Below are 11,910 nucleotides of genomic sequence, written 5' to 3'. Positions count from 1 at the left end.
GGCGGAGAGAGCGTGCGGGCGGTGGGCTGGCGTGCTAGACGGCGCGGCACACACTGGCAGGAGGCTCACTTGAGCGATGACGTGCAGGACTCGAACGGCAACATCCTGAAGGACGGCGATTGCGTTCATGTCATCAAGGACCTGAAGGTGAAGGGCGCGGGCGAGACGCTGAAGCGGGGCACGCTGATCAAGAACATTCGCCTCACCGGCAACCCGGGCGAGATCGAGGGGCGGACCTCGGCCATCAAGGGGCTGGTGCTGAAGACCGCGTTTCTGCAGAAGGCCTGAGGGGCGGGGCTCCCCCCTCATCATGCGCGGGCTTGACCTTCTCGTCCTCTCCCGCTGGAGAAGCGGGAGAGGACGCGGGTGGCGCGCGCTTCAGCGCTGGGTGAGCTGCTGGCACTCGTACCAGACGCGGACATCGTCGGCGTAGGGGTCCATGTCGGCGGTGCGGCGGAGCACCGCCTTGACGCCCTGCTTGGTGCATTTGCCCATCGACTTGAAGACGACGCCCGCACTCCAGGCGGTGGCCTGGCGGCCGGGCTGGCGCTCCCAGATCACCAGCCTGTAGGGGCCGTTGCCGGGCGGGCGGAAGCCGGGAGGCGGGGGTTCATAGCCGGGCGGAACCGGATAGGGCTCGTCACCAGAGCCCGGCGGCTCATAGCCGGGTGGCGGATAGCCATCGGGCTCCGGATAATATTGCGGCGGATCCTGATACTGCAGGCGGGCGCGCGGCTGCAGCTGGGCCTGCTGCTGGACAGGCTTCTTCGGCTTCGGCTGCGCCACGGCTTTCTGCGCCGGCTTGGCGGGTGGCGCGGGCTTCTTCTTGGGAAGCGGCGGTGCAGGGGCGGCCTGCTGTGGCTGAGCTGCTGCAGGCGCAACCGCCGCAGGCTGCGTGTCGCTGGAAGAGCCGAAGACCGGCGATCCGGATTTTGCAACAGTGCTCGCGGCAGGAACCGGCACGGGCTCCGGCGTGGCGGCGGCCTCCTCGATCTGCGGCGGGTTCTCCTCGGCACCGGTGGAGCCGAAGACCGGCGGTTCGGCAGAGGCTGCATCCGGTTGCGGGGCGGGCGCAGGCGGCGTGACCTTCGCCTCGGCCGGGGCAGATGACTGCGGGGTGGGCGCAGGTGCCGCTGGCGCGGGTTCGGCCACGACGACGTCCTGCTTGGCGGTTTTCATCGCGCCCGGGAGCGGCGGGGCTTCCGGGCCGGCGGGCAGCAGCGTCCAGGCGGCACCGCCGCCAACCAGCATCACCAGCAGCAGCGGAATGGCAAAGGGCAAGAGCGAGCGCGGCTGCCTTGCACGGCCGGCGGGCTTCGCCTTGGGCGGCATGGCGGGCTCGGGGCGGATGTCGCCCAGGTCGGGCGGCGGGGCGGCCTGCTCTGGCGCCTGCTCGCGCACCACGACGCGGCGCTTGGCGGCGATATGCTCCGCCAGCTCGCGCTCGGTGGCTTCCAGCAGTTCGAGGTCATAGGCATGGCGGCTTTCAGCGGTGCGGAGCACCTCATAGGCCTTCTGGATCTGGTCGAAGCGCTCCGCCGAGGCGGTGCCGGCGGCGGCCCCGGTGTCGGGGTGGAACTTCTTGGCCAGCGCCCGATAGGCCGCGGTGATCACTTCCGGATCGGCCGTGGGGTCAATCCCCAGGGCTGCGTAATGGTCTGGAATGGTGGTCATCGCGCTGAAGGTGCCCCGGTTGCCGCTGGGCTCGCCTCATCCGCCAACTTCGCGGCAGAATTCAGGCCCCCCGGGTCAGGCAACAGTCAGGCCCCCAGCGCGCGGCGCTCGGCAATGGCCACGGTCAGCGTCATGGCCAGCGTCAGTGTGGCGGCCATGGAGCGGAAGCCCTCGAAATTGGCCTCCGAAATCTCGATCCACTGCCCGGCGAGCTGGGCCAGCGGCGAAAACGGGCTGTCGGTCACGGCAACCACGGGCACACCCCTGTCCGCCGCCGCCCGGGTGAGGCTGACGGTGTCCGAGGCGTAAGGGGTGAAGGAAATGGCCAGCAAGGCGTCTTTCGGGCCAGCGAAGCTGATCTGCTCGGCCGCGAGGCCCCCCACCGCATCAACCAGGATCGCCCGCACGCCCAGCTTGCCCAGCGCATAGGCCATGTAGGACGCAATCGGGAAGGAGCGCCGGAGGCCGATCAGGTAGATGGTTTCGGCCTTGGCCAGCTGCTCCACCCCCGCGTCGAGGGCGGCGGGGTCGAGCTTGTCCTGCAGGGCGGCGATGGACTTGGCGGAGGCTTCGCAGAAGCCGTGGAAGATGAGGTTGGGCTTCGAGGTGTCAGGCGCATGCTGGCGCAGCTGCTGCAGGCGCTCGTCATAATTCAGGATCCGGTCGCGCAGGCGGGAGCGGAAGATCTCCTGCATGTCGGAGAAGCCCTGGTAGCCCAGCGCCTGGGCGAAGCGCACAAGTGCGGAGGGCTGCACCGCTGCCTGCTCGGCGATCGACGACACCGTGCCAAAGGCGATCTCGTCCGGGTTCTCCAGCGCGAAGGCGGCGATCTGGGTGAGGCGCTTCGGCAAAGCCTGGGCGCGCTCGGCAATGAGCGCCTTGAGGGCGGCGAAGTCACGCGGCGGCGAGAGGATTTCAGTCATTGGAACGAATATTTCACGAAAGTGGAAACGTTCCAAATGTTTTTGGCTCAGCCCTCGTCCCAGCCCCGGCTGCGGCGTGACGGGCCCGAAACCGGGGGGCGGCGGCGCATGGCGTCGGGGTTCGGCGCATCGCCGCCTGACAGCGCGCGCCGCAGGCGGCGCAGGATGACGGCGCGGGATTTCTCGTCGCCGGCCTTGCTGACCGTGTCCTTGATGTCGAGCAGCAGGTCGGCCATGTCGTTGTGGCTGTCGAAGCGGGCGACCATGGTGGGGTCGATGCGCGGGTGGGTCTCCTCCGCCACGAAGGCGCAGGCCTCGCCCGTCATGTCATAAACGGAATCGAGCGACGGAATGAGGATGCAGTCGCTGGCCATGCCGATGTCCTGCAGGTCTTCGGCCAGCGCGCGCTGGCCTTCCTCTTCGCCATGGGTGAGGAAGATCGAGCGGCCGATGGGCAGGCGCTCCTTCACCCACTGCACGAGCTCCGGGCCATCGGCATGGCCAGAATAATCCTCGATCTCGCGGATCGCCGCCTTGACGCTGATTTCCTCGCCCATGATGGTGACGGTCCTGGCGCCATCCTGCAGGATGCGGCCCAGTGAACCCTCGGCCTGGAAGCCCGCCAGAAGCACCGTCGTCGACGGCTGCCAGAGGTGGTTCTTCAGATGATGGCGGATGCGCCCCGCATCGCACATACCGGAGGCCGCGACGATGATGCGGAAACCGGAGAAGCGGGCCAGCGCCTTCGAATCCTCCACGCTCTCGGTGACGCGCACATAGGGAGAGGTGAAGGCGCGCCTGAGGTCGGCCGCATGCTGCATCTCTCCGGCATGCTTGACGAAGATGGCGGTGGCCCTGGAGGCAAGCGGACTGTCGATGAAGATGGTGGCCTTGGGGATCTGCCCGTCATCCATCAGCTTGACGAGGTCGGTGACGAGCTCCTGCGTGCGCTCCACCGCAAACGACGGGATGAGGAGCGCGCCCTTCTTCCTGGCGGCCTCGTTCACCTCGCCGGCAAGGATGACTCGCCGGGCCTCTTCGCTGCGCTCGAAACGGTCGCGCCCGCCATAGGTCGACTCGCAGACGACGAAGTCGAAACCGGTCGGCGCCGTCGGGTCAGGCTGCAGCATCTTGTTGCCGGGGCCGAGATCGCCCGAGAACAGGATGCGCAGCGGCTTCTTTCCCTCCTGATCCACTTCCACTTCGATCGAGGCCGAGCCGAGCAGGTGACCGGCATTCCAGAAACGCGCGCGGATGCCCGGCGCGGGGCTGATCCATGTCTCGTATGGGTGACCCTCGAAATGCTCGAGCGCGGCCATCGCATCATCCTGGGTATAGATCGGCTGCACCTCCTCCATCCCGCGCTTGGCGCGGCGCTGGTTGAGCTGCTTCACTTCCATTTCCTGGATGCCGCCCGAATCCGGCAGCATGATGCCGCAAAGATCGACGGTGGCCTGGGTGCAATGGATCTTGTTCTTGTAGCCGTGCTTGACCAGCTTCGGCAGCAGGCCCGCATGATCGATGTGGGCATGGGTGAGCAGCACGGCGGTGAGTGCCGCGGGATCGAAAGGGAAGGCCCGGTAGTTCAGCTCGCGCTCGGTCTTCGAGCCCTGGAACATGCCGCAGTCAATGAGGAGCTTCGCCTTGTCGGTCTCGATCAGGTAGCACGAGCCGGTGACGGTGCGCGCTGCGCCATAGAACTTGATACGGATCATGCTTTCGCTCCCGGCGCCTTGAGGCCGCGTTTGACGAGTTGTTCCCACGCCTGGCGCGGGGTGTCGGCGAAACCGAAGAGATCGAGGTCGCGCTTTGCCACCATGCCGGTGTCGACGAAATGCTGGAAGTTGATGAGGCTCTTCCAGAAGGTGGAGTCATAGAGCACGACGGGCAACGCGTCATCCATCTTGCCCGTCTGGCGCAGGGTGAGGATCTCGAACAGCTCGTCCATTGTGCCGAAGCCGCCGGGGAACACGACGAGGGCCGCCGCACGGATGGCGAAATGCATCTTGCGCATCGCGAAGTAGTGGAAGCGGAAGGTGAGGTCCGGCGTCGAATAGGCATTGGGCTCCTGCTCCATGGGGAGCGTGATGTTGAAGCCGATGGACGGCGCACCCGCATCATGCGCGCCGCGGTTGGCCGCCTCCATGATTCCGGGGCCGCCGCCGGTGGCAATGACGTTCTGGCGCGGGCCATTGTGCGCGAGCTTCGCACCGCCCTCCTCCGAGCAGATGCGGGCGAAGTCGCGCGCCGCGTCATACCAGCCGTTGGCCTCGCCCGGCTTCACCCGGGCCGAGCCGAAGACGATGACGGTTGAGGCCACGCCCCACTTGCGCAGATGTTCCTCGGCCTTCTGGTACTCGAGCTGGAACCTGAGACCCCGCGTCGTATCACCCAGCAGGAAGTCCTGGTCCATGGCGGGAAGGCGGTAGGCAGGGGCGGCCTTCTGGGCCTCGTTCGAGTCGGTCACGGCGCGGGAATTCCTGATGAAACGGAAGCGTTCCCACAGGGATAGGGCAGCGGGCGGTCTGCATCAAGTGGCGCCGGAGGGTGGCTTTTCCGCAAGCCCCGTGACAGGATGACATCCTTGTGACGGAGGGAACGATGGCAGAGAAACCCAAGGCCTTTGGCGAGCGCTACATGGTGAAGCCCGGTAAGCCGTTCAAACTGGCGGATTGCGACCCGCGGGCCGCAGACGGCTTCACCGACAAGGAGGCCACCAAGGCGGACACGGTGCGCGATGCTGCCGCCATCGACGCATTGCAGGACAAGCTTTTTGCCGAGGGCAAGCGGTCGTTGCTGGTCATCCTCCAGGGCATCGACTGCTCCGGCAAGGACGGCACGGTGCGTGCGGTGTTCAACCATTGCGGCCCCATCGGCGTGAAGGTGGCCCCCTTCAAGGCGCCAAACGCGGATGAGCTCGCCCAGGACTATCTCTGGCGGGTGCACAAGGTGTGCCCGCCCAGGGGCTACATCGGCATCTTCAACCGCTCGCACTACGAGGACGTGCTGGTGGTGAAGGTGAGGGGCTATGCGCCCGCTGACGTGATCGAGAAGCGCTATGACGAGATCAACGCCTTCGAAAAGATGCTCTCGGAAAGCGGCACCAAGATCCTCAAGTTCATGCTCAACATTTCCAAGGAGGAACAGGCGGAGCGCCTGACAGAGCGTATCGAGATCCCCGAGAAGCGCTGGAAGTTCAAACCGTCCGACCTCGAGGACCGGGCGCTGTGGAACGACTACATGAAGGCCTACGAGGTGGCGCTCACGCGCTGCTCCACCCATTCTGCGCCGTGGTACGTGATCCCGGCCGACCGCAACTGGGCGAGGAATGCCGCCATCTCGCGCATCGTGCGCGAGACGCTGGAAGACATGAATCCGCAATACCCCGAGCCCAAGGGCTGGGACCCCAAGCTGGTGAAGGTGGCTTGAAGTGGACCTGCAGCTGAAGGGCAAGCGTGCACTCATCACCGGCGCCAGCAAGGGCATCGGCCGCGCCATCGCCTTCGGGCTTGCCGCCGAAGGCTGTAATGTGGCGATCTGCGCGCGCGAGGCGACAGGTGTTGAAGCCACCGTGGCGGAACTGAAGGCTACGGGCATCAACGCCTATGGCGCGAGCGCGGATGTGGCCGAGCGCCTGGCGCTCGAGAACTTCGTGAAGAGTGCCGCCTCTGCACTGGGCGGCCTCGACATCGTGGTGTGCAACGCCTCGGCCTTTGCCCATGGCGCAGGAGAGGACGCCTTCCGCGCCGCCTTCGACGTGGACTTGTTACATACCCGCAACGCCTGCGAGGCAGCCCTGCCGTGGCTCGAACGCTCCGGCGCGGGCTCGATCATCGCCATCTCGTCGATCTCGGGCTCGGAGGACTATGGCTATGACTCGGTGTCCTACGGCACCATGAAGGCGGCGCTGTTTTTCTACGTGAAGTCACTGGCCCGACATGTGGCGGCCAGGGGCATCCGCGCCAATGTGGTCTCCCCCGGAACGACGCTGTTCGACGGCGGCTTCTGGGACCGCGTGCGGCTGAACGACCCGAAGAGCTTTGCCGCCAATGTCGCGGCCAATCCGCTGGGCCGCATGGGCGCGCCGGAGGAGGTTGCCAATGCGGTGGTCTTCCTCGCGAGCCCGCGGGCGAGCTTCATCTCCGGCACGAATCTCGTTGTGGACGGCACGCTGACCATGCGGGTGCAGGGCTAAACGCCGAGGCTTGACAACACACGGCAGATTTCCGACGAGAACCGCCGAGAAAACATTCCACGGAGCCATGAATCTTGGATCAGCCAGTCGACGTCCTGAATGCACCCGCGCTGCTCGTCGGTTGCGCAGCGCTGCTGCTGTGCGTTGCCATGCAGGGCAGCACGGTGGCACTGGTGATGGGCAAGCTGAAGCCGAAGCTGCGGGCGCTGGCGGTGCAGCAGCGGAGCGGCATGGCACACCTGCTGTTTTTCAGCTCCATCCTGATCCTGCTGATGTCGCATATTGCCCAGATTCTGATCTGGGCGGCCTTCCTCTATTGGCCGGGCATTATGACGAACCCGCACCATGCCATGCTGCTGGCAGGCAGCACCTACACGACGGTGGGCTTTGCCAATGACACGCTGCCGGAGAAGTGGCAGCTTTTGGAAGTGATCATGGCGGTGACGGGGCTCTTCGCCTTTGCGTGGAGCACGTCGATCTTCTATGCGCTGTCGCAGCAGCTCTACCGGGAAGAGGATTAAGCCCGCGACAGGAAGGCTTCGACCTCGGCCCTGGTGGGGGCAGCCTCGGCGGCGCCCTTCTTGGTGGTGGACAATGCACCGCAGGCGGCGGCGTAGCGGAGCGCCATCTCGATGCCCTGCCCCTGCTCCAGCGCATGGGCGAGGCCGCCGTTGAAGCTGTCGCCCGCTGCCACCGTGTCGATGGGTGTCACCTTGAAGGCGGGAAGAATCTTCTCGATGCCGTCTGCCGCCACGGCGAGACCCTTGCCGCCGAGCTTGACCACAGCCGTGGCAACACCACGCGCGCGGAGTTCCTTCGCGGCCCTGAGACCTTCTTCCGGTGACTGCGGTTGCCAGCCGAGAAGCAGGCCTGCCTCGGATTCATTCGGCGTGATGATGTCCACGGCCTTCAGAACTGCCGGGTCGAGGTCCTTCGCCGGGGCCGGATCGAGAATGACCGTGCCACCGCGTGCGCGGACGATGGCCGCTGCAGCGAGCGAGGCTTCAAGCGGCACTTCAAGCTGAAGGAGCAGCACGCGGGATTGCTCCAGCGCGGCGCGGCCCTTCTCGACGTCGGCCAAATCCACACGGAAATTGCTGCCGGCGATGACGGAAATGTAGTTCTCACCACCCTCGCCCACGTTGATGATGGCGATGCCGGTGGCGCCGTCATGATCCTTGCGGATCAATGAGAGATCGAGGCCGTAGGCGATGAGCGCACGTTCGGCACCCTTGCCGAAGTCATCGGCCCCCATGCGGCCGATGAAGGCCACGTCGCTGCCGAGCTTGCGCGCAGCCACCGCCTGGTTGGCGCCCTTGCCGCCGAGGCCCACGATGTAGTCCTTGCCGTGCAATGTCTCGCCCGGCTTCGGCAGGCGGTACATGTAGGCCGTCACGTCCATGTTGATGCTGCCGACGACGGCAATGGTCATGACGGCCTCCAGTCTTATGTGTTGCGCTTGCGCGCCGCCAGCGTGCGGAGGCGGAGCGCGTTGAGGCGGATGAAGCCGGCGGCGTCCTTCTGGTCATAGGCGCCGCGGTCATCCTCGAAGGTGACGAGGGCGTCGCTGTAAAGCGACTTCGGGCTCTTGCGGCCGGTGACGATGACGTTGCCCTTGTAGAGCTTGAGGCGCACCGTGCCCTCGACATGCTCCTGGCTCCGGTCGATGGCCGCCTGCAGCATCTCGCGCTCCGGCGAGAACCAGAAGCCATAATAGATGAGCTCGGCATATTTCGGGATGAAGCTGTCCTTGAGGTGCGCGGCCTCACGGTCGAGCGTGATCGACTCGATGGCGCGGTGCGCGGTGAGCAGGATGGTGCCGCCGGGCGTCTCGTAGACGCCGCGCGACTTCATGCCGACGAAGCGGTTTTCGACGAGGTCGAGGCGGCCGATGCCATTGTCGTGGCCCAAGCGGTTAAGCTCGGTGAGGATCGTCGCGGGCGACATCTTCTTGCCGTCGATGGCAATGGGATCGCCCTTGAGGAATTCGATCTCGATCGAGGTTGCGTGATCGGGCGCATCTTCCGGCGCGATGGTGCGCTGGTAGACGTAGGGCGGCGCCTCCACCCACGGGTCTTCCAGCACCTTGCCCTCGGAGGATGAGTGCAGGAGGTTGGCGTCGACCGAGAAGGGTGCATCGCCGCGCTTGTCCTTGGCGACGGGGATCTGGTGGGTTTCGGCGAAGTCGATCAAGTCGGTGCGGCTCTTGAACTCCCACTCGCGCCAGGGGGCGATGACCTTGATGTCCGGGTTCAGCGCGTAAGCCGTGAGCTCGAAGCGCACCTGGTCATTGCCCTTGCCGGTGGCGCCGTGGGCGATGGCGTCAGCGCCCGTCTCGGCGGCGATCTCGATCAGGCGCTTGGCGATGAGCGGGCGGGCAATCGAGGTGCCGAGCAGATAGACGCCTTCATAGACGGCATTGGCGCGGAACATCGGGAAGACGAAGTCCCTTACGAATTCCTCGCGCAGGTCTTCGATGTAGATGTCCTTGATGCCCAGCATCTCGGCCTTCTTGCGGGCGGGCTCCAGCTCGCCGCCCTGACCTAAGTCAGCCGTGAAGGTGACGACTTCCGCGCCATATTCCGTCTGCAGCCACTTGAGGATGATCGAGGTGTCGAGACCGCCCGAATAGGCGAGGACGACTTTCTTCACTTTCTGCTTGGACATGGGCCACCCGTTGGAATTGCTGGCCGCCACCTATCACGCCGGGGCTTCGGGCCGCAACTGCCGGGGCTGCGGGTGGGGCCTGTGCCTTTCGAGGTTTCGATGTTGCCCTCCCAACGCAGACACGCCGCAGAGGATGGGGGCACCGCGACAAATCTTGGCGGACTGGATTTGCAGACAGAACCCGTAAAGAGGGGCTCTTTGGCGAACACCAGCGCCCAAGCCCGCACCAGTGTAAGTGACTGATGAGGTAGAACTTTCGGTGATGAATGCGAATTTCTCAAGCGACGAGAAAAAGTTAACATCTTGTTAAATGTTGACACCCCTAATAGATGGTAGGACAACAAATCAGAAAAGAGACGATTGCCGGAGGAGGACAGATGACAAAACTCAGCATTTCCAAACTCATAGAGATGGCGAAGGCCGTCAAAATGACGGAAGCGCAGCAGGAAGAGCAGCGTCGTAGCTTTGTGTACGGCAACACCGCTTTCGAGAATCCCGCGATCACAAGGAAGATGGTCGATGATATTGCGGATGCCATGCGCGCTTGAATTGCGATTTAACTAGATGTAGATAAGCCACACCCTCCGGGTGTGGCTTTTTTGTTGGGCCGAGAATGAATGACGAAGAAGTAGCGAAACTAGAAGCTGAAAACGGGTTCAGGCAACTCGAAGAAGGCATTGAAGTCATTCGCTACTATCTGGAACCCGGCAGGCCCTTTGCATTGCGTCCTGGGCTCATTCTCCAGCTACAGAAGATAGCTGTTCAAGGCATTCAGTCTAATCCTGGGGAGTGGCGAAGAACTCCAGTCAGGATAGAAGGAAGTGCTCATCAGCCTCCCCCAGCACATCTCGTTGAGGGATTGGTGACCGAAATGTGCGAGTATGTGAACGACAATTTTCACGTCCAAACAGCGTTTCATTTAGCTGCATACGTGATGTGGAGACATAACTGGATCCATCCATTTGCCGACGGCAATGGGAGAACCAGCAGAGTTCTGTCTTACGTAGTGCTTTCCCTAGTGACAGGATACGTGCTGCCTGGCGTACCAACAATTCCCGAACAGATCCAAAAAGATCGAAATGCTTACTTCGCTGCGCTGGAAGATGCCGATGAGGCTTGGAGAAACGGTGAGCAGTTGAATTTGGATGTGATGGAAGAGTTGCTTATGAACATGCTCGCCAAGCAGCTTCTCTCAGTTATAAGTTCGGCATCAGGCAAAGAGTTAACTTAGGCCAAGGCGTTCCTTTGCCCGCAGCTTCTGGCTTTCGCTCTTCAGCTGGCCGCAGGCGGCCATGATGTCACGGCCGCGCGGGGTGCGCACGGGCGAGGCGTAGCCCGCGCGGTTGAGGATTTCGGCGAAAACCTCGATCGTGTCCCAGTCCGAGCACTCATATTGCGTGCCGGGCCAGGGATTGAAGGGAATGAGGTTCACCTTGGCGGGAATGCCCTTGAGCAGCTGCACCAGGCGCTTGGCATCGGCTGGCGTGTCGTTGACGCCCTTCAGCATCACATACTCGAAGGTGATGCGCCGCGCGTTTGACGCGCCGGGATAGTTGCGGCAGGCGGCAAGCAGCTCCTCGATGGGGTACTTCTTGTTGAGCGGCACCAGCTTGTCGCGGATCTCATCCGTCGTGCCATGCAGCGAGATGGCCAGCATGGTGCCGATCTCGTCACCGGCGCGCTGGATTTCCGGGACGACACCGGAGGTCGACAGCGTGATCCTCCGCTTCGACAGCGATATGCCCTCGCCATCGGAGACGATGTCCATCGCGTCCTTCACATTGTCGAAATTATAGAGGGGTTCCCCCATGCCCATGAGCACGACATTGGTGATGTAGCGCCCGCCAAGCGGCGGGGTGGGGTTGGCCTCGATGTCCTGCGGCCAGTCCTTCACGCGGTCGCGTGCCGTCATCACCTGCGCCACGATCTCGCCGGCGGTGAGGTTGCGGACGAGCTTCTGCGTGCCGGTGTGGCAGAAGGTGCAGGTAAGGGTGCAGCCGACCTGGGAGGAGATGCAGAGCGTGCCGCGGTCCTCCTCGGGAATGTAGACCATCTCGACCTCGTGGCGCGCGCCGCGCTCATCAGGCGTCAAACGCAGCAGCCACTTCTTCGTGCCGTCGTTCGAGGTCTGCTCGGTGACGATCTCCGGGCGACCGATGATGAAGGTCTCGTCCAGGCGCTGGCGCAGGTCCTTGGCGATGTTGGTCATCTCGGCAAAGGAGGTGACGCCGCGGTGGTAGAGCCAGTGCCAGACCTGGCCTGCCCGCATGCGGCGCTGCTTTTCCGGCACGCCGGCGCGACCCATGGCCTCGGCCAGCCCCTCGCGGGTGAGGCCGAGCAGCGTCGGGCGGGGGTCGTTCGGAATGTAGCGCGGCGGCGCTTCAACAGTAGAGAGCAGCGTGGTCATGGACCGGGCCCATAGCATGAATTGGAGCAGAAATGCGAGAGAAG

At 64.1% G+C, this 11,910-nt stretch carries 13 protein-coding genes; 6 read left to right on the top strand and 7 right to left on the bottom strand.

Annotated features, from left to right (window positions below; genetic code table 11):
* Positions 1-69 precede the first annotated feature (69 nt).
* Positions 70-288, top strand: coding sequence for an alkylphosphonate utilization protein (locus tag WCJ41_RS11820; protein ID WP_336906028.1), 219 nt, complete (start codon positions 70-72; stop codon positions 286-288).
* A 90-nt stretch (positions 289-378) separates the two neighbouring features.
* On the opposite strand, the gene WCJ41_RS11815 is transcribed toward WCJ41_RS11820, so the two are convergent.
* From WCJ41_RS11815 to WCJ41_RS11800, 4 genes are all read right to left on the bottom strand, one after another.
* Positions 379-1,674 (bottom strand): J domain-containing protein, encoded by a 1,296-nt coding sequence (locus tag WCJ41_RS11815; RefSeq protein WP_336906024.1) that lies wholly within the window; start codon positions 1,672-1,674, stop codon positions 379-381.
* Positions 1,675-1,760: 86 nt separating this feature from the next.
* Positions 1,761-2,597 (bottom strand): MurR/RpiR family transcriptional regulator, encoded by an 837-nt coding sequence (locus tag WCJ41_RS11810; RefSeq protein WP_336906023.1) that lies wholly within the window; start codon positions 2,595-2,597, stop codon positions 1,761-1,763.
* Between the two features lie 47 nt (positions 2,598-2,644).
* Positions 2,645-4,312: an MBL fold metallo-hydrolase gene (locus WCJ41_RS11805; RefSeq protein ID WP_336906022.1), complete on the bottom strand. Its 1,668-nt coding sequence runs from the start codon at positions 4,310-4,312 to the stop codon at positions 2,645-2,647.
* Complete coding sequence (locus WCJ41_RS11800; protein WP_336906027.1) at positions 4,309-5,010, bottom strand: TIGR00730 family Rossman fold protein; 702 nt, start codon at positions 5,008-5,010, stop codon at positions 4,309-4,311. Before WCJ41_RS11800 ends, WCJ41_RS11805 begins: the two co-directional genes overlap by 4 nt.
* Before the next feature lie 188 nt (positions 5,011-5,198).
* Here WCJ41_RS11800 and WCJ41_RS11795 point away from each other — a divergent pair, with 188 nt between their 5' ends.
* The 3 genes from WCJ41_RS11795 (at position 5,199) to WCJ41_RS11785 (ending at position 7,313) form a co-directional block, all read left to right on the top strand.
* Positions 5,199-6,026 carry a polyphosphate kinase 2 family protein gene (locus WCJ41_RS11795; protein WP_336906021.1) on the top strand — a complete coding sequence of 276 codons (828 nt, stop codon included), beginning with the start codon at positions 5,199-5,201 and terminating at the stop codon, positions 6,024-6,026.
* 1 nt (position 6,027) lies between these two features.
* Entirely contained in the window at positions 6,028-6,792 is a 765-nt protein-coding gene (locus tag WCJ41_RS11790; RefSeq protein WP_336906020.1) for an SDR family oxidoreductase, read from the top strand.
* A gap of 74 nt (positions 6,793-6,866) precedes the next feature.
* Entirely contained in the window at positions 6,867-7,313 is a 447-nt protein-coding gene (locus WCJ41_RS11785; RefSeq protein ID WP_336906019.1) for a hypothetical protein, read from the top strand.
* Here the strand turns inward: WCJ41_RS11785 and rbsK are convergent.
* Together rbsK and WCJ41_RS11775 are read right to left on the bottom strand one after the other, a co-directional pair.
* Entirely contained in the window at positions 7,310-8,224 is a 915-nt protein-coding gene (gene rbsK, locus WCJ41_RS11780; protein WP_336906018.1) for a ribokinase, read from the bottom strand. The genes WCJ41_RS11785 and rbsK overlap by 4 nt on opposite strands.
* A 14-nt stretch (positions 8,225-8,238) precedes the next feature.
* On the bottom strand, positions 8,239-9,459 hold the full coding sequence (locus tag WCJ41_RS11775) for an argininosuccinate synthase (RefSeq protein WP_336906017.1): 1,221 nt from the start codon (positions 9,457-9,459) through the stop codon (positions 8,239-8,241).
* A gap of 377 nt (positions 9,460-9,836) precedes the next feature.
* On the opposite strand from WCJ41_RS11775, the gene WCJ41_RS11770 reads away from it, so the two are divergent.
* Both WCJ41_RS11770 and WCJ41_RS11765 read left to right on the top strand, forming a co-directional pair.
* Positions 9,837-10,007, top strand: a complete 171-nt coding sequence (locus WCJ41_RS11770; protein ID WP_290542223.1) for a hypothetical protein — start codon at positions 9,837-9,839, stop codon at positions 10,005-10,007.
* Positions 10,008-10,072: 65 nt separating this feature from the next.
* On the top strand, positions 10,073-10,690 hold the full coding sequence (locus WCJ41_RS11765) for a Fic family protein (RefSeq protein WP_336906016.1): 618 nt from the start codon (positions 10,073-10,075) through the stop codon (positions 10,688-10,690).
* On the opposite strand, the gene rlmN is transcribed toward WCJ41_RS11765, so the two are convergent.
* Positions 10,682-11,866, bottom strand: a complete 1,185-nt coding sequence (rlmN, locus tag WCJ41_RS11760; RefSeq protein ID WP_336906015.1) for a 23S rRNA (adenine(2503)-C(2))-methyltransferase RlmN — start codon at positions 11,864-11,866, stop codon at positions 10,682-10,684. The two genes, WCJ41_RS11765 and rlmN, sit on opposite strands and share 9 nt — an antisense overlap.
* Positions 11,867-11,910 lie beyond the last annotated feature (44 nt).

The sequence above is a fragment of the Aestuariivirga sp. genome, from assembly GCF_037139295.1.
Taxonomy (GTDB): Bacteria; Pseudomonadota; Alphaproteobacteria; order Rhizobiales; family Aestuariivirgaceae; genus Aestuariivirga.
The sequence above is the reverse complement of the archived record's forward strand: the minus strand, read 5'-3'. Positions and strand labels throughout refer to the sequence as shown.

Coding starts and splice junctions, on each gene's coding strand:
- WCJ41_RS11815 (WP_336906024.1), bottom strand. CDS start 1,674: ATGACCACCATTCCAGACCATTACGCAGCCCTGGGGATTGACCCCACG.
- WCJ41_RS11810 (WP_336906023.1), bottom strand. CDS start 2,597: ATGACTGAAATCCTCTCGCCGCCGCGTGACTTCGCCGCCCTCAAGGCG.
- WCJ41_RS11805 (WP_336906022.1), bottom strand. CDS start 4,312: ATGATCCGTATCAAGTTCTATGGCGCAGCGCGCACCGTCACCGGCTCG.
- WCJ41_RS11800 (WP_336906027.1), bottom strand. CDS start 5,010: ATGGACCAGGACTTCCTGCTGGGTGATACGACGCGGGGTCTCAGGTTC.
- WCJ41_RS11795 (WP_336906021.1), top strand. CDS start 5,199: ATGGCAGAGAAACCCAAGGCCTTTGGCGAGCGCTACATGGTGAAGCCC.
- rbsK (WP_336906018.1), bottom strand. CDS start 8,224: ATGACCATTGCCGTCGTCGGCAGCATCAACATGGACGTGACGGCCTAC.
- WCJ41_RS11775 (WP_336906017.1), bottom strand. CDS start 9,459: ATGTCCAAGCAGAAAGTGAAGAAAGTCGTCCTCGCCTATTCGGGCGGT.
- WCJ41_RS11770 (WP_290542223.1), top strand. CDS start 9,837: ATGACAAAACTCAGCATTTCCAAACTCATAGAGATGGCGAAGGCCGTC.
- WCJ41_RS11765 (WP_336906016.1), top strand. CDS start 10,073: ATGAATGACGAAGAAGTAGCGAAACTAGAAGCTGAAAACGGGTTCAGG.
- rlmN (WP_336906015.1), bottom strand. CDS start 11,866: ATGACCACGCTGCTCTCTACTGTTGAAGCGCCGCCGCGCTACATTCCG.